The sequence below is a fragment of the Paracoccus angustae genome (genome assembly GCF_042648745.1).
Lineage (GTDB): Bacteria > Pseudomonadota > Alphaproteobacteria > Rhodobacterales > Rhodobacteraceae > Paracoccus > Paracoccus angustae.
This window is the reverse complement of sequence record NZ_JBHRXY010000020.1, coordinates 1-22,507: the sequence shown is the minus strand read 5'-3', so window position 1 is coordinate 22,507 and position 22,507 is coordinate 1. Positions and strand designations below refer to the sequence as shown.

Below are 22,507 nucleotides of genomic sequence, written 5' to 3'. Positions count from 1 at the left end.
CCGGACCGCGACGGGCGGCGGGGCCGGTTCGTCCCGCCGGCCTTGGCGCAAGGGCTGCGGATCAGCCCCGGGTGCCGATCTCGTGGCCGGGGCGGCAGGCGATGCGGACGGTCGTGATGAGGTGGTCGTCGTTCCAGGTGGTGCGTTGCAGCACCAGCAGGGCCTGCCCCGGCCGGGTTTGCAGCATCCGGGCGTCGCGGGCGTCGGCGTTGGCGGCCGAAAAGGTGACCTCGGCCTGCCGGTACGGAGCGTTTCGGACCAGCCATTCGTTGGCGTTCACATGGCGGAAGTCCACGGCGCCCATTCCCGCGACCGCCTCGGGGTTGATCCAGCGGTCCTCGTACTGGAAGGGGATGCCGTCGCCGTAATGGACCGCGCGCAGATGGATCATCGGCGTCCCGGCGGGCAGGGACAGCCGCAGGGCCAGGCCGTCGGGCAGGGGGCCGCGGCGATGGGCGGCGACGCGGTGGCTGTAGGCCATGCCCGCGCTTTCGATCTGTTCGCGCACGATGGGGATCGACAGCGTCGCCTTTCGGACCGGGTCGATCGCGACGCGGGTTCCGGCGCGGCGGCGGCGGTCCAGCAGCCCTTCGTCGGCCAGCACCTGCAAGGCCTTGTTCACGGTGGCCCGGGCCGCGCCGAACTCGACGGCAAGATCCGCCTCGTCCGGGATGCGGTCGCCTTGGCGCCATTCGCGGTCAAGGATCCGGCGGCGGACCTCGGACAGGATCATCTGCGCCTTGGGCAGGGTCTGGCCGGGGGTCTTGGAGGCGTTCCTGGCGGTCACATCCGGTCCTGCAAGCTGGTGATGCAGGCCAGATAATCCGCGATGATCCGGTCGCGGTCCAGATGGCGTCCGTCGCGGACGACGTGGCGCCCGGCGGCCCAGACATCGCGCACCAGCCCGTCGCCCCCCGCGAAGACCAGGCTGTCCAGCATCTGGTCGCCCCGCCGCCCCGCCAGCACCGGAGCGTTCAGCGGCAGCGCGCAGAGATCGGCCCAAAGCCCTTCGCGAATCGCGCCGCCGTCGCGCCCGGCGGCCGCCGCGCCGCCCTCGAGCCCGGCATCGTAGAGCACCCGCCCCGTCGAGCGCGGCGGCTCGGCCAGGATGGCGCGGGCGGTGTCGCGCAGACGCTGGCTGTATTCCAGTCCGCGCAGCTCCTCGACCAGCGAGATGCGGATGTTGCTGTCCGATCCGAAGCCCAGCCGTCCCCCCGCCCGGCGCCAGTCGGCGCCGTTGAAGATGCCGTCGCCCAGGCTGGCCTCGGTGACCGGACAAAGGCCCGCGACCGCGCCGGTGGCGGCAAGGCGGCGGGTTTCGTCGGCGGTCATGTGGGTCAGGTGGATCAGCGTCCAGCGGCGGTCGGGGGCGCAGTTCTCCAGCACCCATTCGACCGGGCGCAGGCCGCGCGCGGCCAGAACCTCCTCTACTTCGGGGATCTGCTCGGCCAGGTGCATGTGCAGGGGCCGGCCGGGGCGCAGGGCGCAGCAAAGCCGCAGGGCGTCGGGACCGACGGCGCGCAGCGAATGGGGGGCGACGCCGATCCCGGCATCCGGGGGCAGGTGGCGCAGCGCGTCCTCGGCCGCGTCCAGAAGCCGGACGAACATGTCGGGATCGGTGCCGAAGCGCGCCTGCCCGGGGCCGAGCGCACGGCCGTCGCAGCCGCCGAACTGGTAATGGACCGGCAGAAGCGTCAGCCCGATCCCGGTGCGCGCGGCGGCGGCGGCGATGCGTTCGGACATCTCGGCAAGGTTGGCAAAGGGCGCGCCGCCCGGCCGGTGGTGCAGGTAATGGAATTCGACATTGGCGGCAAAGCCCGCCTCCAGCATCTCCATCTGCACAAGGGCGGCGATGGTTTCCACGTCGTCGGGCGTCAGGTGGTCCAGAAAGCGGAACATGATCTGCCGCCAGGTCCAGAAGGAATCGCGCGGATGGGGGCCGCGCGCCTCGGACAGGCCCGCCATGGCCCGCTGAAAGGCATGGGAATGCAGGTTCGCCATGGCGGGCAGCAGCAGGTCCACCCGCCGGCCTTCCGGTTCCGCGCCGGCGCGGACCCCGGCGATCCGGCCTTCGGGGCCGACCTGCACCCGGACATGATCGGCCCATCCCTCGGGCAGCAAGGCCCGTTCCGCCCAAAGCACCGTCATCGCCTTACCCCCGCCGCATCATTTCGTTTGACGCAAAATACGTTTAGACATAGACAGAATATATGTTTAAACATAGAGCCACGGCAAGTCCAAACGGAGGTGGCCATCCATGCAGGTCTTCAACAATGCCAGGATCGCGTGCCCCGGCGCGGAAACCGGGCCGACGCCGCCGTCCGAGCCCATGGCTATCGCAACCGAGGACGCGCGAATCGCCTGGATCGGCAAGGTTTCGGACCTGCCCGGCCGGTTTGCCTCGGCGCCCCGCAGCGATCTTGGCGGGCGGCTGGTCACCCCCGGCCTGATCGACTGCCACACCCATGTCGTCTTTGGCGGCGATCGCGCGCGTGAGTTCGAGATGCGGCTTGAAGGCGCCAGCTACGAGGACATCGCCCGCGCCGGCGGCGGGATCCTGTCCAGCGTCCGCGACACCCGCGCCGCCTCCGAGGAGGCGCTGCTGGACCAGGCGCTGCCCCGCGTCGATGCCCTGCTGGCCGAGGGCGTCACCACCCTCGAGATCAAGTCGGGCTACGGCCTGGAGGTCGAAACCGAACTGAAGATGCTGCGGGTCGCCCGCCGGATCGCCCGGGTCCGGCCCGTGTCGGTGCGCACGACCTGGCTGGCGGCCCACGCCCTGCCGCCCGAATACGCCGCCGACCGCGCCGCCTATCTGCGCGAGGTGGTGATCGCCGGAATGGACCGCGCCCATGCCGAGGGGCTGGTCGATGCCGTTGACGGCTTTTGCGAAGGCATCGCATTCTCGCCCGAGGAGATGGACCTGGTCTTCGGCCATGCCGCAGGCCTGGGCCTGCCGGTCAAGCTGCACGCGGAACAGCTGTCCGACGGGGGCGGAGCGGTTCTGGCGGCGCGGCACGGCGCGATCTCGGCCGATCACCTGGAATATCTCGGCGACAACGGCGTCGCGGCGATGGCCGCGTCCGGCACCGTGGCGGTGCTGCTGCCCGGCGCCTTCTACACGCTGCGCGAAACGAAGCTGCCGCCGGTCGCGGCGCTGCGCCGGGCGGGCGTGCCCATCGCGCTTGCGACGGACTGCAACCCCGGCACCTCGCCCCTGACCTCGCTGCTGCTGGCGATGAACATGGGCGCGACGCTGTTCCGCATTACGCCGTCGGAATGCCTGGCGGGCGTGACCGTCAATGCGGCCCGCGCGCTTGGCCTGGACGACCGGGGCGCGATCCGGCCCGGCCTGCGCGCCGATCTGGCGGTCTGGGACATCGCCCGACCGGCGGAACTGTCCTATCGCATCGGCTTCAATCCCCTTCACGCCCGCATTGTCGGAGGCGAACTTGTCTGACCTGATCCTTGCACCCGGCGCGGCAACGCTTGCGCAACTGGAAACCGTCTGGCGGAACGGCCATGCGGTCCGCCTGGACCCCTCGGCCCGCCCGGCGATCGACGCGGCCGCCGCGCGCATCGCCGCGGCCGCGAACGGCGCGGCGGCCGTTTACGGCGTCAACACCGGCTTCGGCAAGCTGGCCTCGGTCAAGATCGCGGCCGAGGACACGGCGGCCTTGCAGCGCAACCTGATCCTGTCCCATTGCTGCGGCGTGGGCGAGCCGCTGGACATTCCCGCCACCCGCCTGATGATGGCGCTGAAGCTGCTGAGCCTGGGCCGCGGCGCGTCCGGCGTCCGGTGGGAGGTCGTGGCCCTGATCGAAGGGATGCTGGCCCGCGGCGTCACCCCGGTCGTGCCCGCGCAGGGATCGGTCGGAGCGTCCGGCGACCTGGCGCCGCTGGCGCACATGACGGCCGCCATGATCGGCCATGGCGAGGCCTGGTTCGACGGCCGCCGCCTGCCGGGGTCCGAGGCGCTGTCGCGCGCGGGGCTTGCGCCGGTGGTGCTGGGCCCGAAGGAAGGGCTGGCGCTGATCAACGGCACGCAGTTTTCCACCGCGCTGGCGCTGATCGGCCTTTTCCAGGGCTGGCGCAACGCGCTTGCCTGCATGGTGACGGCGGCGCTGTCCACCGACGCGATCATGGGATCGACCGCGCCGCTGCAACCGGAAATCCACGACCTGCGCGGCCATCCCGGCCAGATCGAGGTCGCCCGCGAGATGCGCGCCCTGATGAAGGGGTCCGAAATCCGCGAAAGCCACCGCGAAGGCGACAGCCGGGTGCAGGATCCCTATTGCATCCGCTGCCAGCCGCAGGTGGCGGGCGCGGCGGTGGACGTGCTGCGCTTCGCCGCCCGCACCCTCCAGATCGAGGCCAACGCCGTGACCGACAATCCCCTGGTCCTGGGCGAGGGGCGGATCGTGTCGGGCGGCAACTTCCATGCCGAACCCGTCGCCTTCGCCGCCGACCAGATCGCCCTGGCCCTGGCCGAGATCGGCGCCATCGCGCAGCGCCGCGTGGCGCTGATGGTGGATCCCACGCTCAGCCACGATCTGCCGCCCTTCCTGACCCCCGCGCCGGGCCTCAATTCGGGCCTGATGATCGCCGAGGTCACCACTGCCGCCCTGATGAGCGAGAACAAGCACCTGGCCAACCCCTGCTCGACCGATTCCACGCCCACCTCGGCCAACCAGGAGGATCACGTGTCCATGGCGGCCCACGGCGCGCGGCGGCTGGTGCCGATGAACGCGAACCTGTCGGTGATCCTGGGCGTCGAGGCGATCTGCGCCGCCCAGGGCATCGACTTCCGCGCGCCTTTGCGGACCTCGGTCCGGCTGGGCGCGGTGATGGAGGCCCTGCGCGCCAGGGTTCCGGCCATCGCCGAGGACCGCTATCTGGCGCCCGACCTGGAGGCCGCCGCCGCGATGGTGCGAGACGGCACACTGATCGGGGCCGCGGGCGTCGACGGGGTGGCGTTGTGATCCCCGATCCCGTCGCTGTCGAGCGGGGAAACGGTCCGGTCATCCTGGGTCTGCCCCATGTCGGCACATGGCTGCCCGACGATGTCGCGGCGCGCTTGAACGACTGGGGCCGGTTGCTGGCCGATACCGACTGGCATGTCGACCATCTTTACGACGGTCTTCTGCCGGGCGCGACAACCGTCCGGGCGACCTTTCACCGCTACGCGATCGACGCCAATCGCGGGCCGGACAACGAAAGCCTGTATCCCGGCCAGAACACCACGGGCCTTGTGCCGCTGACCGATTTCGACGGCCGGCCGATCTGGGACCGGGAGCCCTCGGCAGAAGACGTGGCCGACCGCACCGCCCGTTTCCACGCCCCCTATCACGCCGCCCTGTCGGCCGAGATCGCGCGCGTGCGCGCCCGGCACGGGGTGGCGATCCTGTACGACTGCCACTCGATCCGGTCGCGGATCCCGTTCCTGTTCGACGGCACGCTGCCCGATTTCAACATCGGTACCGCCGGAGGCACGACCTGCGATCCCCGCGTCCAGGCGGCTGCCGAGGCGATCTGCCGTGCCTCCGGGCGGACCATGGCGGTGAACGGCCGCTTCAAGGGCGGCTGGACCACCCGTCATTACGGGCGCCCCGCCGCCAATGTCCACGCGATCCAGATGGAACTGGCCCAGTCCACGCATCTGGCGACCGAAGCGCCGCCCTTCGCCTTTGACGAGGCCAAGGCCGGCCGGCTGAGGCCGGTTCTGGCCGGCATCCTGCGCACCCTGGCCGATCTGGCCCCCGATCTGAAAGGCTGACCATGACCGATCCCCGCCACAACATCCGCGACGTGTTTCCGGCCACCGGCACCGACCTGACCGCGAAAAGCTGGATGACCGAGGCGCCGCTGCGGATGCTGATGAACAACCTCCATCCCGACGTGGCCGAGAACCCGCACGAGCTGGTGGTTTACGGCGGCATCGGCCGCGCCGCCCGCACCTGGGCCGACTTCGACCGGATCGTCGCCAGCCTGCGCGAGCTGGACGAGGACCAGACCCTGCTGGTCCAGTCGGGCAAGCCGGTCGGCGTCTTTCGCACCCACAAGGACGCCCCGCGGGTGCTGATCGCCAATTCGAACCTGGTGCCGCATTGGGCGACCTGGGACCATTTCAACGAACTGGATCGCAAGGGCCTGGCGATGTACGGCCAGATGACCGCCGGATCCTGGATCTATATCGGCACCCAGGGCATCGTCCAGGGCACCTACGAGACCTTCGCCGAGGCTGGCCGCCAGCATTACGGCGGCGACCTGAAGGGCAGGTGGATCCTGACCGCGGGCCTGGGCGGGATGGGCGGCGCGCAGCCGCTGGCCGCGGTGATGGCCGGGGCCTGCTGCCTGGCCGTCGAATGCGACGAAACCCGCGCCGACTTCCGCATCCGCACCCGCTATTGCGACGAAAAGGCCCATACCCTTGACGAGGCCCTGGCGATGATCGACCGCTGGACAAAGGCCGGAGAAGCCAAGTCCGTGGCCCTGATCGGCAACGCCGCCGAGGTCTTTCCCGAACTGGTGCGCCGTATGAAGGCGGGCGGGCCGATGCCGAACGGGCGGCCCGACATCGTCACCGACCAGACAAGCGCCCATGACCCGGTTCACGGCTATCTGCCGCTGGGCTGGTCCGTGGCCGAATGGCGCGCCGGGCAGGACGCCGACCCCAAGGCCGTCGAGCGGGCGGCGCGCGCCAGCATGAAGGCCCATGTCGCGGCGATGGTCGATTTCTGGAACGCGGGCGTGCCGACGCTGGATTACGGCAACAACATCCGCCAGGTCGCCAAGGACGAGGGGCTGGAGAACGCCTTCGCCTTTCCCGGCTTCGTGCCCGCCTATATCCGCCCGCTGTTCTGCCGCGGCATCGGGCCGTTCCGCTGGGCCGCGCTGTCGGGCGACCCCGAGGACATCTACAAGACCGACCGGCGCATGAAGGAGCTGTTCCCCGACAACGCCCATCTGCACAACTGGCTGGACATGGCGCGCGAACGCATCGCCTTTCAGGGCCTGCCCGCCCGGATCATGTGGATCGGCCTGGGCGACCGGCACCGCGCCGGCCTTGCCATCAACGAGATGGTGCGCAACGGCGAACTGAAGGCTCCGGTCGTGATCGGCCGCGACCACCTGGACAGCGGCTCGGTCGCCAGCCCCAACCGCGAAACCGAGGCCATGAAGGACGGATCGGACGCCGTCAGCGACTGGCCGCTGCTGAACGCGCTGCTGAACACGGCATCGGGCGCGACCTGGGTGTCGATCCACCACGGCGGCGGCGTCGGCATGGGCTTTTCGCAGCATTCCGGCATGGTGATCTGCTGCGACGGCAGCAAGGACGCCGACCGCCGCCTGGAACGCGTGCTGTGGAACGACCCGGCCACCGGCGTGATGCGCCATGCCGACGCGGGCTATGACATCGCCCTTGATTGCGCGCGCGGTCATGGGCTGAACCTTCCCGCGATCCTCTGATAACAGAGGCGCCGCAGCACCGTCATGCGGCGCCCGCCACCCAACCGACAAGGAGTCACATCATGACCTTCACCATGTCCATCCGCGCCGCGCTTCTGGGCCTTGCCGCCCTGGGCTTCGGCACCGCCGCGGCGGCCGACCAGCTTGCCGACATCAAGGCGGCCGGCAAGATCGTCACCGCCACCGACATGCATTATGCCCCCTTCGACATGCTCAACAACGGCACCTACGAGGGCGTGACAAAGGATCTGTTCGACGAGGTCGCCAAGGAACTGGGAGTCGAGCCCGTTTACCAGGACATCCCCTGGACGGCCGAGCTGCCGGGCCTCGAGGTCGGCAAGTTCGACATCGTGATCGCCCCGGTCACCATCACCCCCGAGCGGCTGGAACGCTATACCTTCACCCTGCCCATCGCCGACGCCACCGTTTCGCTGGTCAAGGCCGCGAACAACGCCGACATGACCAAGCCCGAGGACATCGCCGGCAAGACCGTCGGCGTCCAGCAGGGCACCGCGCAGTTCAAGCAGCTTGAAGCCTTCGGCCAGACCCTGGGCGGCATCACCGTCAAGGAATACGGCACCACCGACGAGGCCTATGCCGATCTTGCGACCGGACGGCTGGACGCGGTGGCGGGATCGCTGCCCAACCTGACCTATCTGGTCAAGTCGCGCCCCGAGACCTTCGCCCTGTTCGAGCCCGCCCAGTTCGGCGAGCCGAAGTACTTCGCCTGGGTGCTGCGCAAGGAAGAAGCCAGCCAGACGCTTGCCCAGGCCATCAACGACGCGCTGCGGAAGATGGCCGACGACGGCCGCCTCAAGGCGATCCACGAGAAATGGCTGGGCACCTATGCGGAACTGCCGCGCGACGTGCCGACCAACTGATCCGGCCCGCGCCGGGCGGCACGACCCGCCCGGCGCGACCGGACCGACCTGCCCGCGACCCGCCAGACAGAGGTGCGCATGTTTTCGATCCCGGTCTTTCTGGAAAGCCTCGTGCCGCTGTTCTGGGCCGCCCGCTACACGCTGCTGATCTCGGTCGGGGGGATCGCCCTCGGGCTGGTGATCGGCACGCTGGTCTGCGCGGCGCGCTTGTCGCGGTCGCGCGCCCTGCGCGGCTTCGGCGCGGTCTGGGTCAGCTTCCTGCGGGGCGTTCCGCTGCTGGTGCAGCTTCTGGTGTTCTATTATTCGCTGCCGCTGATCGGGGTGAACGTGCCGGCCATGGCGGCGGCCGTCTTCACCGTGGGGGTCTGCGCCAGCGCCTATATCTCGGAAATCTGGCGGGGCGCGATCAACGCCCTGCCGCGCGGCCAGGCCGAGGCCGCCGTGGCCATCGGCATGACCCCCGCCGATGTCTGGCGCCGGGTGATCCTGCCGCAGGCGGTCACCATGTCGCTGCCCGCGCTGATCAACGAACTGATCCTGCTGGTAAAGGCGTCCTCTCTGGTGTCGGTGGTGGGCATCCTGGAAATCACCCGCGCCAGCCAGGCCCAGGCCGCCACCACCTTCCGCCCGCTGGAGGTTTACCTTGCGGCGGCCTGCATTTACCTGGCCATCAACCTTTGCCTGGCGGTTCTGGGGCGCTGGCTTGAACACAGGACGGCCGTGTGATGGACCTGCTGCAACAATACGGCCCCGCCCTGCTGCGCGGCTTCGGCCTTACGGTGCTTTGCTGGCTTCTCGGCACGGTCTTCGGCATGGCCCTGGGCCTGCTGATCGCGCTGCTGCGCCATTACGGCCCCCGCTGGCTGGGCTGGATCCTTCAGGTCTATATCGAGGTGATCCGCGGCACGCCCTTTCTGGTGCAGCTGTTCGTGCTGTATTACGGCGGCCCGCTGATCGGTCTGCGGCTGGACGCGCTGCCCGCCGGGCTTCTGGGACTGACCATCTACGGCAGCCCCTATTTCGCCGAGATCTTCCGCGCGGGCTTTCGCGCCGTGCCCGCCGGGCAACTGGAGGCCGCGCGCGTCATCGGCATGGCCGAGCCGACCATCGTCCGCCGCATCCTGCTGCCCTTGTCGATGGTGTCGGCCCTGCCGGCGCTGATCAACTTCTCGATCATCCTGACCAAGGAAACGGTGATCCTTTCCATCATCACCGTGCCCGAGCTGATGTATCAGGTCAGCCGCATGTCGGCGGAAACATTCCGCTACGTCGAGGCGAACCTGGTGCTGGCCCTGTTCTTCTGGGCCCTGGTCGAGACCATCTCCCGCCTGGGCCGCCGGTTCGAGGCGCGGGTCACGAAACACCTCATCGAAAGGACATGACGATGCGGGCCTCTGCCGTCGAGATCCGGAAGGTCAACAAGTTCTACGGCCCCTTTCACGCCCTGAAGGACGTGGACCTGTCGGTCCCGGCGGGCAAGGTCACCTGCCTGATCGGCCCGTCGGGGTCGGGCAAGTCCACGCTGCTGCGCTGCATGAACTTCCTGGAAGAATACGATTCGGGCGAGATCCGCATCGACGGCCGTCTGATCGGCTACGAGGCGCCGGGCCGCAAGATGGCCGGCCGCGCGTTGCGCGAGATGCGCCGGTCGATCGGCATGGTGTTCCAGCAGTTCAACCTGTGGCCGCACATGACCGCGCGCGAGAACGTGGCCGAGGGGCTGGTCCGCGTGCGCGGCATGGCCAAGCCCGAGGCCGCCGCGCGCGCCGCCGACGCCCTGGCCAAGGTGGGCCTGGCCGACAAGATGGACAGCCACCCCGCGCGCCTGTCGGGCGGCCAGCAGCAGCGCGTGGCCATCGCCCGCGCCATCGCGATGGAGCCGCGCCTGATGCTGTTCGACGAACCGACCTCGGCCCTCGATCCCGAACTGGTGGGCGAGGTGCTGACGGTGATGAAGACGCTGGCGACCGAGGGCATGACCATGGTGGTGGTCACGCACGAGATGGGCTTTGCCGCCCATGTCGCCGACCGCGTGGCCTTCATGGAGCGGGGCGAGCTGGTGGCCGCCGACACGCCCGACGCGATCCTCCACCAGCCGCGGGATCCGCGCATCCAGTCCTTTCTGCGCACCTATCACGAGCGCAACAGCTTCTGACGGACGGCCCGGCCCCGCAAACGGGGGCCGGGGCCGCTGGGGTCAGGCCAAAAGGCCGCGCGCGATGATGGTGCGCTGGATTTCGGAACTGCCTTCGTAGATGCGGAAGATCCGCAGGTCGCGCAGATAGCGTTCCAGCGGAAAGTCGCGGCAATAGCCGTAGCCGCCGTGGATCTGCAAGGCGCGGTCGGCGATGCGCCAGGCGGCCTCGGAGGCGAAAAGCTTGGCATGGGCGCTTTCGGTGGAATAGCGCGCGCCGGTGCCGCGCAGCCTTGCCGCCGCCAGTCCCAGGGCGCGGGCGGCGGCCAGGTCGTTGGCACTGTCGGCCAGCATCCATTGCAGACCCTGGAAATCGGCGATGGGGTGGCCGCCCACCTGCCGTTCCTTTGAATAGGCGACGGCGGCGTCAAGCGCCGCGGCGGCGATGCCGGTGGACTGGGCCGCCACCTCGATCCGGCCGTTGTCCAGCACCTTCATGGCGGTGCGGAAGCCGGTGCCCTCGGGTCCGATGCGGTTTTCTTCCGGGACGAAACAGTCGTCGAAGGCCACGCCGAAGACATGGCCGCCGCGCAGGCCCATGGTGCGTTCGGCAGGCGCGATGGTGATCCCCTCGGTTTTCCCGGGTTCGACCACAAAGGCGGACACGCCCCGCGCCCCCGCCTGCGGGTCCGTCTTGGCGTAGACGACCATGAATTCGGCCGCCCCCGCGTTGGAGATGAAGCATTTCGACCCGCGCAGCCGGTATCCCGCGCCGTCGCGCCGGGCGGCCGTGCGCATGTCGGCGGGGTTCGATCCCGCCTGCGGCTCGGTCAGGGCGAAGGCGCCAAGCCTGCCCGCCGCGGCCCCCGGCAGGATCCGCGCCCGCAACGCGGCGCAGGCCCCCAGATGCAGCGAATCCGTGGCCAGGAAATGCGCCGTCAGCATCGAGGCGGTCGATCCGCAGGCCCCGGCGATCAGTTCCACCGCCCGGTAAAGCGCCGGGCCGGACAGGCCGAGGCCGCCGTCCTCCTCGGGCAGGTTCAGGCCCATCAGGCCCAGATCCGCCATGGCGGGCAGGTGGCAGGTGGCGAAGGTCGCCGTTTCGTCCAGTTCGGCGGCGCGGGGCGCCAGCGCCTCGTGGGCGAAACGCCCGATCTGATCCAGCAGGGCGGCTTCGTCGTCGGTCCAGTCGGTCATGTTCACTTTCCCAGTTCGGCGCGGATCTCGGCGCCATGTTCATCCAGACCCGGCGCCGCCCGCTGCAGCCCGCGCGGGCTGCCGGAAAAATGCACCGGCTGTTCCGGCAGGCTGACCGATCCCAGCACAGGATGCGCCACCGGGGACACGAGCCCCCGCGCCCGCGCCTGGTCCGACAGCCAGGCGTCGCGCGCCGAGGCCAGTTCGGACGCGGGCACCCCCGCCGCCGACAGCGCGGCGACCGCCTGCGCCGCCGTCACGCCGCCGGCCCAGGCCGCGATGGCTTTCGCCAGCACCGGCTCGTGCGCGCGCCGGCTTTCGTCGCTGGCCATGCGCGGATCGTCGCGCAGCGCGGGCTGGCCGATCACCTCGCAAAAGGCCCCGAACAGCTTGTCGTTCAGCACCGCCACCGCGAAATGGCCCTGCGCCGCCGGATAAACGCCGAAAGGCGCGGACAGCGCATGGCGGTTGCCGGTGCGCGCCGGATCCCCGTCGCAGACCAGCACCCGCGCGCCCGCCGAAGGCATCATCGACAGCAGCGCGTCGAACAGCGCCAGATCGACCACCCGGCCCCGCCCGGTGCGGCTGCGGTCGAACAGCGCCACCATGATTCCCCAGGCCGCGAACAGCCCGCCCGCGACGTCCGCCATCGCCTCGCCCACCATGGTCGGGGCCGCGGCGGGCTCGCCGGTCAGATCCATCAGTCCCGACATGGCCTGCACGATGACGTCATAGGCCGGACGGGCCGCATGGGGGCCGCTTTGCCCGAAGCCCGACACCGAGGCATAGACCAGCCCGGGATTGGCCGCCTGAAGGCCCGCCGCGTCCAGGCCCAGGCGAGCCATCACGCCGGGACGGAAGTTCTCGACCAGAACGTCGGCGCGGCGGGCCAGCCCCTGGGCCACCGCCAGGTCTCCGGGGTCGCGCAGGTCCAGCACGACCGACCGCTTGCCGCGGTTGGCGGTCTGGAACAGCGCGCTTTCGCCGTCGCGGAAGGGCCCGATGCGGCGGTATTCGTCGCCGTCCGGCGCTTCGATCTTGACAACGTCGGCGCCCAGGTCGGCCATCAGCGCCGTGGCATAGGGCCCCGCCAGAACCCGCGTGAAATCCAGAACCCTGATGCCGGTCAGCGGCTTTCGGTCGTCGGTCATGATGTCCTCGTCGATGTGCGGGGACAGGATGACGCATTTTGGGGTATAGGAAGAAATAATCGTTTCGCATATGGGCAATCAATGAATCCGATACCCTTGGGGCTTCGCCAGATCACCTATCTGCTGGCCGTCGCGGAAGCGGGCTCGACGGCCGCCGCCGCGCGGGCGGTGAACGTGTCTCAGCCGTCGGTGTAGCAGGCCGTGGCCCAGGTCGAGGCGCATTTCGGCCAGCCGCTGTTCCTGCGGCTGCCGGGGCAGGGGATGCGGCCGACCCCCTTCGGGCGGCAGAAGCTGGCCGCGTTCGAATCGCTGCTGGCCCAGGCCCGCGCGATCCTCGCCCCGGCCGCCGGACCCGGGGGCGAGATGATCCTGGGGGTTTATCCGACGCTGGGGCCGCGCCACGCGCCCCGCCTTGTGCGCGGCTTCACCGCCCTGTTCCCCGCCGCGCGCATCACCCTGGTCGAGGGCGATCTGGCCGAACTGGCTCGCGGCCTGCGCGGCGGGCGCATCGACCTTGCCTTGGTTTATGACGCGGGACTGCCCGCGGATCTGGCGCTGACGCCATTGCAGGCGGTGCCGCCGCATGTGCTTGTGCCGCCCCGGCACCGCCTGGCGGGCGCCCCGTCGGCATCCCTGCGGGATCTGGCGGAGGATCCGGTGATCCTGATCAACCTGCCCCACAGCCGGGGATATTTCCTGTCGTTGTTCCAGATCTGCGGGGTGGCGCCCCGCATCGCCGCCGAGACCGGCTCGATCGAGATGCTGCGGGCCATGGTCGCCAACGGCATGGGCATCGGGCTTTTGGCGACGGATCTGCCGCACGACCTGGCCTATGACGGTGGGCGGGTGGCGCGCCTGGCCTTGTCCGACCCGCTGCCCCCAAGCCGCGTCGCCCTGGCCCGGGCCGCCGCCCTGCCGCCGACCGAAACGGCCACGGCCTTTCTGGAATTCGCGGCGCGCGCCATGGCCGGACCATAGGGATCGCCGGCCCGCCCGCCGGAACGGGCGGGGGCGGGGACGGTCACAGCAGACCCGGTTCTCCGTCCGCCGCGGGGCGGATCGCGCAGCCGAAGCCTTCCAGGCACTGGCGCGCGGCAGCTTGGAAGTCCGCGCCGTTGCGGTGCAGCCAGTCGCGGAACAGCCGCACGATGCGGCGGTTCAGGTGCCGCGACGGGCACACGATCCAATAGGCGGGAAACTCGACGGCCGGAAAGGCCGGGGACAGCGGCACCAGCGTTCCGTTCTGTATCTCGTCGCAGGCCAGGGTGACGGAATCCAGCACCACGCCCGCCCCGTCGCGGGCAAGCTGGATCGCCATCGACGAGCGGTCGAAGCGCAGCGGCGCCTGCTCGACCGGCATGTCGACGCCATGCACGGCCAGCCACAGGTTCCACTGGTAAAGCGCCTTGACCGAATGGATCAGCCGGGCCGACGCAAGCTGCCGGACCGGATCGTCGGCCAGGACGCTCAGGCGGTCGCGATAGGCCGGGCTGCACAGCGGGACCACGTAATCGTTGATGATGCATTCCGCGTGCAGCCCCGGCCAACGGCCCGAGCCATACCGCAGATCCAGATCCATCGTCTCGGTCTCGAAATCCGAAAAGTCGGGCGAGGCGTCGATGCGCACACCCCATTCTGGGTTGAGGTCCAGGAAATCCTTGAGCCGCGGCGTCAGCCAACGCACCGCGAAGCTGGGACTGCACCGCATGGCAAGCTGCTGGCTGTCGTTCTGGCGCAGCACGGCGGACCGCGCGCCCCGGATCATGCGAAAGGCGGCGGTGGTGGTCTGGAACAGCATCTCGCCGTCCAGCGTCAGGGACAGGCGGCGGTCCTGGCGGCGGAACAGCCGGACCCCCCATTGTTCTTCCAGCTGCTTCAGCTGCTGGCTGACGGCGGCGGTGGACACGCCCAGTTCGGCCGCCGCATCGGTGACGCGGCCCGTCCGGGCCACGGCCTCGAAATAGGCCAGCGAGTTCAGGTTGGGGTTCAAGGGCATCGGATCCTCCGACGCCACAGGACCGCGCGGGGGGGCGTCCGTCAAGACGCCCCCATCGACGCTACGCGATGCCGTTCAGCCGCAGGTAGGCGGCGATGACCTGGCTGTCGTCGGCCCCGCCGTTGCCCCGCCCGCTTTCGGCCAGGAACATCTGGTGCGCGGCGGCGGCCAGGGGCAGGGCCATGGCGGCCCCGCGCCCGGCGGCCAGGGCGATGCCCAGGTCCTTCACGAAGATGTCCACCGCGCTTGTCACCGGCGGGTCGTCCTGCAACATGCGCGGGCCGCGGTCCCTCAGCATCCAGCTTGACGCGGCCGAACCCCCGACGATCTCCAGCAGGGTCGCGCCATCGACCCCGGCCTTGCGGCCGAGGGCCAGCGCCTCGCCCGCGGCGGCCAGATGGACCCCGCAGAGAAGCTGGTTGATCGCCTTGACCGTCGCGCCCTGACCCGGCGTTTCGCCCACGTGATACAGCCTGTCGCCCATGGCGCGCAGCACCGGGGCCACGGCGTCGAAGCCGGCCCGGGGCGCGGCCGCCATGATGGTCAGCGTGCCGTTCTGCGCGCCGACCACCCCGCCCGAGACGGGGCAGTCGATCAGCTCGCGGCCCTGGGCGGCCACATCGGCGGCCAGCCGCGTCACCTCGTCGGGCGGGCAGGTCGCCATCAGGCAGATCCGCGCGCCTTGCGGCAGGGCCGCCAGCGCGCCCGCCGCGAACAGCACCGACCGCGCCTGATCGGCATTGACCACCATCAGCACCAAAAGGTCGGCGCCCTCGCAGGCGCCCGCCAGATCGGCGGGGCGGATGCCGCCCTGCGCGGCCAGCCCATCCATGGCGGCGTCGCGCATGTCGAAGCCGCGCACCCGGTGCCCGGCCTTCGCCAGGTTTCCCGCCATGGGCAGGCCCATGGACCCCAGGCCCACAAAGGCGATCGTCTTGGTGTCGGTCATCGGAGCCTCAGTAGAGGGTGAAAGCGGGAACATAGGACATCAGGATCAGCACGGCGAAGGCGACCAGGTAAAAGGGCCACAGCTCCTTCACCACGGCGCCGATGGGCACCCGGGCGATGGCCGCGCCGATGAACAGCGTGGTGCCGATGGGCGGCGTGAACAGGCCGATGGACAGGTTGATGCAGATCATCACGCCCAGCTGGATCGGGTCCATGCCGATGGCCGCGCCGATGGCCACAAAGGTCGGCCCCAGCAGCAGGATCGCGGCGGGCAGGTCCAGGAACATGCCCACGATCAGCATGATGACGTTCATCATCACGATGATCAGCACGGCGGTGCCCAGCGTTTCCTGCGACCATTGCGCGACAAGGGCCGGGATCCGTTCGGTGATCAGCACATGGCCCACCAGGCTGGAGGCGGTGATGACCAGCATCACCACGCCGGTGGTGATCACCGTGCCCACCAGCGCGTCCCTGATCCGCGCCAGCGTCAGGTCGCGATACAGAAGCGCGCTGACCACCAGGGCGTAGAAGACGGCGATGACGCTGACCTCGGTGGGCGTGGCGATGCCCGCGCGCAGCAGCACGATGATGAAGAAGGGCATCGCCAGGGCCGGGGCCGCCGAAACCAGAGACTTGCCGAAGCCCGCCATCTGCGAGCGGTCGGTCAGGCGCGGAAAGCCCCGCAGCCGCCCCGAGAAATAGCAAACCAGCATGAAACCCAGGGCCAGCATCAGCCCCGGCAGGATCGCCGCCGTGAACAGCGCCGCGATGGAGGCGTTCGACACCGTGGAATACAGGATCAGCGGGATCGAGGGAGGGATCAGCCCCGCGATGGTCGAGGACGAGGCCGTGACGGCGGCGGCGAAGCCCGCCGGATAGCCTTCGCGCTTCTGCCAGGGGATCAGCATGGATCCCAGGGCGGACGCCTCGGCCACGGCGGACCCGGACACGCCGCCGAAGATGGTGGAACCCACCACCGTCACCTGTCCCATGCCGCCGTGATAGCGCCCCACCAGGTTGGCGGCGAAGGCCACCAGCTTCTGGCCCAGCGTGCCCGACATCATCAGCGAGCCCGACAGGATGAAGAAGGGGATCGCCAGCAGCGGAAAGCTTTGCGTGGGCTGGAACAGCTTGACCACGGCCAGAACCGTGGGCGTGCCGCCCTGCCACAGGATCGCGGTGCCCGACGCGATGATCAGCGCGTATCCGACCGGCACCGACAGCACCAGCATGATCGCGAAAAGTCCGGTCATGACGACGGTCATGTCATGTGCTCCGTGTCGGTGTGGTCAAGGGCGCCTGGATCGGCGGCATAGGCCACGCGAACCGCGTTCACCAGCGATGCGACGGCGATGCCGCCAAAGCCGAACAGCATCGAGGTATAGGCCCAGGCCTGTCCCAGGCCGGTGATCGGAAAGACCTGCGTCCTGGTGATGGAGATCACCCCCAGCGACAGCCAGGCAAGCGCCGCGAAGACAACCGCGACCAGCAGGTGGATCGCCACCATCAGCAGGCGCAGCTGCGACGGCGTCAGGTGCCCGCGGATGAATTCCGCCGCGATATGCGCGCCGCGATGCGCGCCGATCACGATGCCGCCCATGATCAGCCAGGGAAACAGCACGTTCGGCACCTCGTTCGGCCAGCCAAGGCCCGCGCTGGTGAAATAGCGCACCACGACCTCGGCCATCAGCGCGAGGAAGATGATCACGACCGCCGATGCGGCGATCAGAACGGCGATGCGGTCGAGCATCAGCCCGATCGCATTGGCCGCGCGCAAGACGGCGGGGTCCGCCTTGCCGTTGCCCAGGGGAACGCCCGCCGTCTGCATGTTACCGGCCCGCCGCCTGGGCGGCCGCGACGATCTCGTCCACCAGTTCGGGATACTGGCCGCGCCATTTTTCATAAACGGGCTGCGTCGCCTCGATAAAGGGCGCGGGATCGACCTCGTTGAAGGTGACGCCGGCCTTTTCCATCTCGGCCTTGAGCGTGGCGGTCTGCTCGCGCACCATCTGGCGGTTCAGCGTCCCCGCTTCGGCGGCGGCGTCGCGGATGATCTGCTGGTCCTCGGGCGACAGGGTGTCCATGATCATCTTGGAGGCCAGAAGGGGCGTCGCCTCGTACTTGTGCGCCGTCATCGAGATAAAGGGCTGAACCTCGTGCAGCTTGGACGAATAGATGTTGATCAGCGGGTTTTCCTGGCCGTCCACCACGCCCTGCTGCAAGGCGATATACAGTTCCGAAAAGGCCATCGGCGTGGGCGAGGCGCCAAGCGCGGTGAAGATGTCGATGGTCATGGGATCGGGCGGCGTGCGGATCTTCATGCCGGCCAGATCGGCGGGCGTGGCGATCGGGCCCTTGGAATTCGACACCTCGCGGATGCCGTTGTTCCACCAGGCCAGCACGACCAGGCCCTGCGCCTCGGCGGCGGCCTCGATCTTGTCGCCAACGGGGCCGTCCATCACGGCCTCGGCCTGGTCCAGGTTCTGGAACAGGAAGGGCAGGCCCAGAAGCGCCATTTCTGGCACCACGGCCGAGGTCGAACCCTGCGAGTTGGCGGAAAAGGCGATGGTGCCGAGGCGCATGTTGGTGATCGTCTCGGCGTCGTCGCCGAACTGGGCGGCGCCGCCCACGTCGATGTTCAGCCGGCCGCCTGACTTTTCGTTGACCAGTTCGGCTAACCTTTCGGACGCGACGTCCTTGGGATTGCCCGCCGCCGCGTTGTGCGACAACTGGAAGTTCTGGGCCGCGACCGGTCCAGCGCAAAGCGCGATTGCAGTGGCGGCAAGGAAATGACGAAGTTTCATGTGGCCCCTCCCAGAGCTGTTGCTGTCCGGCAAGAGGAAGGCAGGCCCCGAGGATGTGCAACCGGCCCGGCGTGGCGGCCCGGACGGGCCCGCGACCTTCGGGAAGGGCTGCATGCGATTGGGGGCCAAAGGCGTCCTCCTCGCCCGGCTAGGGAAAACCCTGTCTGATTCCGGCGGCTGCGTCACGTAAGCTGTGCTTAGCAAACGCGCAGGAAATCTTAATTGCAACGGCTGGGCTTTGCCGCTTCCTGTAAGGCGCCGCGGAACCCCACAGGGTCCGCCGCAAGGGAGAGAGGAATCATGCAGCATGAACGCTCGGCAGGCGCGCTGTCGAACACCAGCCTTGCGCGCCGCGCGTGGGACATCCGCCGCAAGGCGGTCCGCATGGGCGAGGTGCAGGGACAAGGCTATGTCGGACAGGCCCTGGGCGTCGCGGACGTTCTGGCGGTGTCCTATTTCCACGCGCTGAACTATCGTCCCGCCGATCCCGAATGGGAGGGCCGCGACCGCTTCCTGCTCTCCATCGGCCATTACGCCATCGCGCTGTATGCCGCGCTGATCGAGGCGGGCATCCTGCCCGAGGCGGAACTGGAAACCTATGGCGCCGACGATAGCCGCCTGCCCATGTCGGGCATGGCCGCCTATACCCCGGGGATGGAGATCACCGGCGGGTCGCTGGGCCAGGGCCTGGGTATCGGCGTCGGCATGGCGATGGGCCTGAAGGCCAAGGGGAACCCCGCCTTCGTCTACAACCTGATGTCGGACGGCGAACTGGGCGAGGGGTCCACCTGGGAAGCCGCCATGGCCGCCGCCCATCACAAGCTGTCGAATCTGATCTGCATCGTCGATTTCAACGACCAGCAGGCCGACGGAAAATCCACGGAAACCCTGTCGGCGGAACCCGTGCATGACAAATGGGCCGCCTTCGGCTGGCACGTGCAGCGCGTGGACGGCAACGACATCGACGCGCTGGTGGCGGCCTTCGACACGGCCCGCAACCTCCAGGACGACCGCCCCCGCGCCATCGTCTGCGACACGGTGATGTGCAAGGGCGTGCCGTTCCTGGAGGCGCGCGAGATCACGCATTTCGTCCGGGTCGAGGCCGACGAATGGCAGAAGGCCCTGTCCGTCCTCGACGAAACCAAGCCGGAGTGACGCGTTATGACCATCCAGCACCGCTATGACCCGCACCGCAAATGGGAACCGCGCCAGCCCGGCACCGGCGGGGGCAAGACCTCGGCCATGATCGCCTCGCTGGCGGCGGAGGGATACGACGCCGTGCCCGCGCCTTTCGGCCATGCCCTGGTCGAGGAGGCGAAGAAGAACGGCCGCATCGTCGGCCTGACAGCGGACCTTGCGAAATATACCGACCTGCACGTCTTCGCGAAGGCCTTTCCCGACCGCTTCTACCAGATGGGCATGGCCGAACAGGTGATGGTGTCCGCCGCCGCCGGCATGGCGCGCGAGGGCTTCATCCCCTTCGCCACCACCTATGCGGTGTTCGCGTCCCGCCGCGCCTATGACTTCATCGCCATGGCCATCGCCGAGGAATACCTGCCCGTCAAGATCGTTTGCGCCCTGCCGGGCCTGACCACCGGATACGGTCCCAGCCACCAGGCGACCGAGGATCTGGCGATCTTCCGCGGCCTGCCCAACCTGACCATCGTGGACCCCTGCGACGCCATCGACGTGGCGCAGGCGGTGCCCGCGATCACCGCCCATCCCGGCCCGGTCTACATGCGCCTTTTGCGCGGCAACGTGCCCTCGGTGATCCACAGGCATTGCCCGGACTACAGGTTCGAACTGGGCAAGGCCAAGCTTCTGCGCGACGGGACGGATGCGCTGATCATCGCGTCCGGCTTCATGACCATGCGCGCGCTGGATGCGGCGGTGGCGATGGAAAAGGACGGCACCTCGGTCGCCGTGCTGCATTGCCCGACGATCAAGCCGCTGGACACCCGGACCATCCTGGCAGAGGCCGGGAAGGGCGGCCGCCTGGTCGTCACCGCCGAAAACCACACCGTTGTCGGCGGGTTGGGCGAGGCGGTGGCCTCCACGCTGCTGACCAATGGTGTGACGCCGCAGTTCCGCATGATCGGCCTGCCGGACCGGTTCCTGGACGCGGGCGCGCTGCCCAGCTTGCACGACCGCTACGGCATCTCGACCGAGGCGATCATCCGCCAGGTCCGCGGCTGGCTTTGAAACACTTGAAGGGAGGAAACCCATGACCACAGCACTTCTGGACGGCAAATACGCCGTCATCACCGGCGCCGCGTCCAAGCGCGGCCTGGGCCTGGCCACCGCGCGGCTGTTCGCGCAGCACGGCGCCACCGTGGCGATCCTGGATCTGGACGAGGCAGCCGCCCGGGAAGCCGCCGCAGAATTGGGCGAAAGCCACGTCGGCCTGGCCTGCGACGTCACCGATCAGGACAGCGTGAAGGCCGCCTTCGACGCGCTGATCGCCAGATGGGGCCGCATCGACATCCTGGTCAACAACGCCGGCATCACGCAGCCCTTGAAGATCATGGACATCGGGCCGAAGAACTACGAGGACGTGCTGGACGTGAACCTGCGCGGCACGCTCTATTGCAGCCAGGCGGTGATCCCGCACATGCGCGGGATGAAGTCCGGCAAGATCGTCAACATGTCGTCGGTCAGCGCGCAGCGCGGCGGCGGCATCTTCGGCGGGCCGCATTATTCGGCCGCCAAAGCGGGCGTGCTGGGCCTGACCAAGGCCATGGCCCGCGAACTGGCACCCGACAACGTGCGCGTGAACGCGATCTGCCCCGGCTTCATCGCCACCGACATCACCGCGGGCAAGCTGACCGACGAGATGCGCGCCACGATCAACGCCGGCATCCCCATGGGCCGCCCCGGCACCGCCGACGAGGTCGCGGGCTGCGCGCTGTTTTTGGCCTCGGACATCTCGTCCTATGTCACCGGCTCCGAGGTGGACGTGAACGGCGGGTCGCTGATCCATTGACCATCCGGGCGCCGGGCCGGACCGGCGCCCCTTACGGGGGGAACAACCATGAAACTCGGCCTTGGCAGCTATGCCTTCCGCTGGTCCATCGGCATCGGGGACAAGCAGCCGCCCAAGCCCATGACGGCGATGGAGGTCCTGGAGATCGCCCACGGCCACGGGCTGTCGGTCGTGCAATACGCCGACAACCTGCCGCTGGACCGCCTGTCCCCCGACGAACACCGGGCGCTGAAGGCGCGGGCGGACAGCTATGGCATGACGCTGGAACTGGGCACGCAGTCCTTCGACGCCGCCGAACTGGCCCGCTACATCCCCATCGGCCAGCGGATCGGATCCGACATCCTGCGCGTGGCGCTGGATGCGGAAGACGCGCTGATCCCCGTGCCCGACCTTGCCGCGCAGCTGCGCGAGCTGCTGCACGAGGGCAAGGCGGCGGGGCTGCGCTTCGCGATCGAGAACCATTTCAACTATCCCTCGCCGCGGATGGTGCAGCTTCTGGACGCGGTGGCCGACGACGCGCTTGGCGTCTGCCTGGACGTGGCGAACTCGATCTGCGCGGGCGAATGGCCGATGGAAACGGTGCGGATGCTGGCGCCCTATGCCATAAACCTGCACTTCAAGGATTACCGGATCACGCCCGATCCCTATGGCGTGGGCTTCCGCATCCACGGCACGCCTCTGGGCGAGGGCCGCGCCGAGCTGGCCCAGGTGCTGGACGCGCTTGCGGACCGCGACCCGGACATGAGCGTTATCCTGGAACACTGGCTGCCCCATTCCGACGACATGGAAGCCACGCGCGCCCTGGAACACGAATGGCTGGACCGCACGGTCGCCGCGGCGAAAAGACTGGTGGCGGGGCGATAGGCTTTTCCAGTCCGTTTTTGGTGGAGCATTATGGGGGGGACGGTTTGGGCGTTTGCGCTGTGAACCGCGAGCACAT

23 protein-coding genes are annotated in these 22,507 nt (G+C 69.1%); 14 read left to right on the top strand and 9 right to left on the bottom strand.

What is annotated here, in order from left to right; genetic code table 11:
- Window positions 1-61 precede the first annotated feature (61 nt).
- Together ACFOM8_RS16990 and ACFOM8_RS16985 are read right to left on the bottom strand one after the other, a co-directional pair.
- Window positions 62-787: a GntR family transcriptional regulator gene (locus ACFOM8_RS16990; protein ID WP_377763287.1), complete on the bottom strand. Its 726-nt coding sequence runs from the start codon at window positions 785-787 to the stop codon at window positions 62-64.
- The gene (locus ACFOM8_RS16985) at window positions 784-2,148 is read right to left on the bottom strand and encodes a formimidoylglutamate deiminase (RefSeq protein ID WP_377763285.1); all 1,365 of its coding nucleotides are present in this window, start codon (window positions 2,146-2,148) and stop codon (window positions 784-786) included. Before ACFOM8_RS16985 ends, ACFOM8_RS16990 begins: the two co-directional genes overlap by 4 nt.
- 109 nt (window positions 2,149-2,257) lie before the next feature.
- On the opposite strand from ACFOM8_RS16985, the gene hutI reads away from it, so the two are divergent.
- The 8 genes from hutI to ACFOM8_RS16945 all read left to right on the top strand — a co-directional run bounded on the left by hutI (window position 2,258) and on the right by ACFOM8_RS16945 (window position 10,506).
- Window positions 2,258-3,460, top strand: coding sequence for an imidazolonepropionase (gene hutI / locus ACFOM8_RS16980; RefSeq protein WP_377763284.1), 1,203 nt, complete (start codon window positions 2,258-2,260; stop codon window positions 3,458-3,460).
- The gene (gene hutH / locus ACFOM8_RS16975; RefSeq protein ID WP_377763282.1) at window positions 3,453-4,982 is read left to right on the top strand and encodes a histidine ammonia-lyase; all 1,530 of its coding nucleotides are present in this window, start codon (window positions 3,453-3,455) and stop codon (window positions 4,980-4,982) included. Before hutI ends, hutH begins: the two co-directional genes overlap by 8 nt.
- A complete protein-coding gene (gene hutG, locus ACFOM8_RS16970) occupies window positions 4,982-5,776 on the top strand; it encodes an N-formylglutamate deformylase (RefSeq protein WP_377763314.1) in 795 nt (264 codons plus the stop codon). The genes hutH and hutG overlap by 1 nt, the downstream gene beginning before the upstream one ends.
- A gap of 2 nt (window positions 5,777-5,778) precedes the next feature.
- Window positions 5,779-7,470 (top strand): urocanate hydratase, encoded by a 1,692-nt coding sequence (gene hutU / locus ACFOM8_RS16965; RefSeq protein ID WP_377763281.1) that lies wholly within the window; start codon window positions 5,779-5,781, stop codon window positions 7,468-7,470.
- Between the two features lie 62 nt (window positions 7,471-7,532).
- A complete protein-coding gene (locus ACFOM8_RS16960) occupies window positions 7,533-8,351 on the top strand; it encodes a transporter substrate-binding domain-containing protein (RefSeq protein WP_377763279.1) in 819 nt (272 codons plus the stop codon).
- Between the two features lie 78 nt (window positions 8,352-8,429).
- Complete coding sequence (locus tag ACFOM8_RS16955; RefSeq protein WP_377763278.1) at window positions 8,430-9,077, top strand: amino acid ABC transporter permease; 648 nt, start codon at window positions 8,430-8,432, stop codon at window positions 9,075-9,077.
- Complete coding sequence (locus ACFOM8_RS16950; protein WP_377763276.1) at window positions 9,077-9,733, top strand: amino acid ABC transporter permease; 657 nt, start codon at window positions 9,077-9,079, stop codon at window positions 9,731-9,733. Before ACFOM8_RS16955 ends, ACFOM8_RS16950 begins: the two co-directional genes overlap by 1 nt.
- Window positions 9,734-9,735: 2 nt before the next feature.
- Complete coding sequence (locus ACFOM8_RS16945; RefSeq protein ID WP_377763275.1) at window positions 9,736-10,506, top strand: amino acid ABC transporter ATP-binding protein; 771 nt, start codon at window positions 9,736-9,738, stop codon at window positions 10,504-10,506.
- Window positions 10,507-10,548: 42 nt separating this feature from the next.
- On the opposite strand, the gene ACFOM8_RS16940 is transcribed toward ACFOM8_RS16945, so the two are convergent.
- Together ACFOM8_RS16940 and ACFOM8_RS16935 are read right to left on the bottom strand one after the other, a co-directional pair.
- Window positions 10,549-11,682, bottom strand: coding sequence for an acyl-CoA dehydrogenase family protein (locus ACFOM8_RS16940; RefSeq protein ID WP_377763273.1), 1,134 nt, complete (start codon window positions 11,680-11,682; stop codon window positions 10,549-10,551).
- Window positions 11,683-11,684: 2 nt separating this feature from the next.
- Window positions 11,685-12,833, bottom strand: coding sequence for a CaiB/BaiF CoA transferase family protein (locus ACFOM8_RS16935; protein WP_377763272.1), 1,149 nt, complete (start codon window positions 12,831-12,833; stop codon window positions 11,685-11,687).
- A gap of 81 nt (window positions 12,834-12,914) precedes the next feature.
- Here ACFOM8_RS16935 and ACFOM8_RS16930 point away from each other — a divergent pair, with 81 nt between their 5' ends.
- Together ACFOM8_RS16930 and ACFOM8_RS16925 are read left to right on the top strand one after the other, a co-directional pair.
- Window positions 12,915-13,028, top strand: coding sequence for a LysR family transcriptional regulator (locus ACFOM8_RS16930; RefSeq protein ID WP_377763271.1), 114 nt, complete (start codon window positions 12,915-12,917; stop codon window positions 13,026-13,028).
- Window positions 13,029-13,034: 6 nt separating this feature from the next.
- Entirely contained in the window at window positions 13,035-13,811 is a 777-nt protein-coding gene (locus ACFOM8_RS16925) for a LysR substrate-binding domain-containing protein (protein ID WP_377763269.1), read from the top strand.
- A 43-nt stretch (window positions 13,812-13,854) separates the two neighbouring features.
- On the opposite strand, the gene ACFOM8_RS16920 is transcribed toward ACFOM8_RS16925, so the two are convergent.
- The 5 genes from ACFOM8_RS16920 to ACFOM8_RS16900 all read right to left on the bottom strand — a co-directional run bounded on the left by ACFOM8_RS16920 (window position 13,855) and on the right by ACFOM8_RS16900 (window position 18,584).
- Window positions 13,855-14,829 (bottom strand): LysR substrate-binding domain-containing protein, encoded by a 975-nt coding sequence (locus ACFOM8_RS16920; protein ID WP_377763267.1) that lies wholly within the window; start codon window positions 14,827-14,829, stop codon window positions 13,855-13,857.
- 61 nt (window positions 14,830-14,890) lie between these two features.
- Window positions 14,891-15,778, bottom strand: a complete 888-nt coding sequence (locus tag ACFOM8_RS16915; protein ID WP_377763266.1) for an NAD(P)-dependent oxidoreductase — start codon at window positions 15,776-15,778, stop codon at window positions 14,891-14,893.
- 7 nt (window positions 15,779-15,785) lie between these two features.
- A complete protein-coding gene (locus ACFOM8_RS16910) occupies window positions 15,786-17,033 on the bottom strand; it encodes a TRAP transporter large permease (protein ID WP_377763264.1) in 1,248 nt (415 codons plus the stop codon).
- An 8-nt stretch (window positions 17,034-17,041) separates the two neighbouring features.
- A complete protein-coding gene (locus ACFOM8_RS16905; protein WP_377763263.1) occupies window positions 17,042-17,608 on the bottom strand; it encodes a TRAP transporter small permease in 567 nt (188 codons plus the stop codon).
- 1 nt (window position 17,609) lies between these two features.
- Window positions 17,610-18,584, bottom strand: a complete 975-nt coding sequence (locus tag ACFOM8_RS16900) for a TRAP transporter substrate-binding protein (protein WP_377763261.1) — start codon at window positions 18,582-18,584, stop codon at window positions 17,610-17,612.
- Window positions 18,585-18,884: 300 nt separating this feature from the next.
- Between ACFOM8_RS16900 and ACFOM8_RS16895 the strand changes: the two genes are divergently transcribed.
- Genes ACFOM8_RS16895 through ACFOM8_RS16880 form a run of 4 tightly spaced genes read left to right on the top strand, consistent with a single transcriptional unit; the run spans window position 18,885 to window position 22,431 of the window.
- A complete protein-coding gene (locus ACFOM8_RS16895) occupies window positions 18,885-19,739 on the top strand; it encodes a transketolase (protein ID WP_377763260.1) in 855 nt (284 codons plus the stop codon).
- Between the two features lie 6 nt (window positions 19,740-19,745).
- A complete protein-coding gene (locus tag ACFOM8_RS16890) occupies window positions 19,746-20,786 on the top strand; it encodes a transketolase family protein (RefSeq protein WP_377763259.1) in 1,041 nt (346 codons plus the stop codon).
- A 22-nt stretch (window positions 20,787-20,808) separates the two neighbouring features.
- Entirely contained in the window at window positions 20,809-21,567 is a 759-nt protein-coding gene (locus ACFOM8_RS16885) for an SDR family NAD(P)-dependent oxidoreductase (RefSeq protein WP_377763257.1), read from the top strand.
- Window positions 21,568-21,615: 48 nt separating this feature from the next.
- Window positions 21,616-22,431 carry a sugar phosphate isomerase/epimerase family protein gene (locus tag ACFOM8_RS16880; protein ID WP_377763255.1) on the top strand — a complete coding sequence of 272 codons (816 nt, stop codon included), beginning with the start codon at window positions 21,616-21,618 and terminating at the stop codon, window positions 22,429-22,431.
- Window positions 22,432-22,507 lie beyond the last annotated feature (76 nt).

What these genes read in the sequence shown, in the direction of transcription:
- ACFOM8_RS16985 (WP_377763285.1), bottom strand. Translation starts at nt 2,148, where the DNA reads ATGACGGTGCTTTGGGCGGAACGGGCCTTGCTGCCCGAGGGATGGGCC.
- hutI (WP_377763284.1), top strand. Translation starts at nt 2,258, where the DNA reads ATGCAGGTCTTCAACAATGCCAGGATCGCGTGCCCCGGCGCGGAAACC.
- hutU (WP_377763281.1), top strand. Translation starts at nt 5,779, where the DNA reads ATGACCGATCCCCGCCACAACATCCGCGACGTGTTTCCGGCCACCGGC.
- ACFOM8_RS16960 (WP_377763279.1), top strand. Translation starts at nt 7,533, where the DNA reads ATGACCTTCACCATGTCCATCCGCGCCGCGCTTCTGGGCCTTGCCGCC.
- ACFOM8_RS16955 (WP_377763278.1), top strand. Translation starts at nt 8,430, where the DNA reads ATGTTTTCGATCCCGGTCTTTCTGGAAAGCCTCGTGCCGCTGTTCTGG.
- ACFOM8_RS16950 (WP_377763276.1), top strand. Translation starts at nt 9,077, where the DNA reads ATGGACCTGCTGCAACAATACGGCCCCGCCCTGCTGCGCGGCTTCGGC.
- ACFOM8_RS16945 (WP_377763275.1), top strand. Translation starts at nt 9,736, where the DNA reads ATGCGGGCCTCTGCCGTCGAGATCCGGAAGGTCAACAAGTTCTACGGC.
- ACFOM8_RS16940 (WP_377763273.1), bottom strand. Translation starts at nt 11,682, where the DNA reads ATGACCGACTGGACCGACGACGAAGCCGCCCTGCTGGATCAGATCGGG.
- ACFOM8_RS16935 (WP_377763272.1), bottom strand. Translation starts at nt 12,833, where the DNA reads ATGACCGACGACCGAAAGCCGCTGACCGGCATCAGGGTTCTGGATTTC.
- ACFOM8_RS16930 (WP_377763271.1), top strand. Translation starts at nt 12,915, where the DNA reads ATGAATCCGATACCCTTGGGGCTTCGCCAGATCACCTATCTGCTGGCC.
- ACFOM8_RS16920 (WP_377763267.1), bottom strand. Translation starts at nt 14,829, where the DNA reads ATGCCCTTGAACCCCAACCTGAACTCGCTGGCCTATTTCGAGGCCGTG.
- ACFOM8_RS16915 (WP_377763266.1), bottom strand. Translation starts at nt 15,778, where the DNA reads ATGACCGACACCAAGACGATCGCCTTTGTGGGCCTGGGGTCCATGGGC.
- ACFOM8_RS16910 (WP_377763264.1), bottom strand. Translation starts at nt 17,033, where the DNA reads ATGACCGGACTTTTCGCGATCATGCTGGTGCTGTCGGTGCCGGTCGGA.
- ACFOM8_RS16905 (WP_377763263.1), bottom strand. Translation starts at nt 17,608, where the DNA reads ATGCAGACGGCGGGCGTTCCCCTGGGCAACGGCAAGGCGGACCCCGCC.
- ACFOM8_RS16900 (WP_377763261.1), bottom strand. Translation starts at nt 18,584, where the DNA reads ATGAAACTTCGTCATTTCCTTGCCGCCACTGCAATCGCGCTTTGCGCT.
- ACFOM8_RS16895 (WP_377763260.1), top strand. Translation starts at nt 18,885, where the DNA reads ATGCAGCATGAACGCTCGGCAGGCGCGCTGTCGAACACCAGCCTTGCG.
- ACFOM8_RS16890 (WP_377763259.1), top strand. Translation starts at nt 19,746, where the DNA reads ATGACCATCCAGCACCGCTATGACCCGCACCGCAAATGGGAACCGCGC.
- ACFOM8_RS16885 (WP_377763257.1), top strand. Translation starts at nt 20,809, where the DNA reads ATGACCACAGCACTTCTGGACGGCAAATACGCCGTCATCACCGGCGCC.
- ACFOM8_RS16880 (WP_377763255.1), top strand. Translation starts at nt 21,616, where the DNA reads ATGAAACTCGGCCTTGGCAGCTATGCCTTCCGCTGGTCCATCGGCATC.